Source organism: Pseudomonas sp. AIG, from assembly GCF_977020205.1.
In genome coordinates this window covers 1-225 of the sequence record NZ_CDROCK010000181.1, presented here as the reverse complement: position 1 = coordinate 225, position 225 = coordinate 1, and the positions used below count along the sequence as shown (strand labels likewise).

At 59.6% G+C, this 225-nt stretch carries 1 protein-coding gene; it reads right to left on the bottom strand.

All coding sequences use genetic code 11. From position 1 onward, the window contains the following. Positions 1 to 225: contractile injection system protein, VgrG/Pvc8 family (locus ACWR1S_RS31035; protein ID WP_454566162.1), on the bottom strand; the 225-nt coding region annotated here is incomplete at both ends.

Sequence of the window (225 nt, the reverse complement as noted above, 5' to 3'; positions counted from 1 at the left end):
ACAGGCGCTGGATGAAATGCAGGTCGGATTCGTCGTACTGCACGCAGTAGTCGCGCTGCGGGTATTCGGCGCCGAGCTGGAAGCTATAGGCGTCGGCGAGGATGCCGCGATCTTCCAGCACCTGAGCGATGATCTTCGGTACGGTCAGTTGCTGGAAAATCTGCTGATCGTGGTTGTGCCGCAGGTAGGCCAGTTGTGGCACCAGGCTGAGGCTGTAACGGGTCA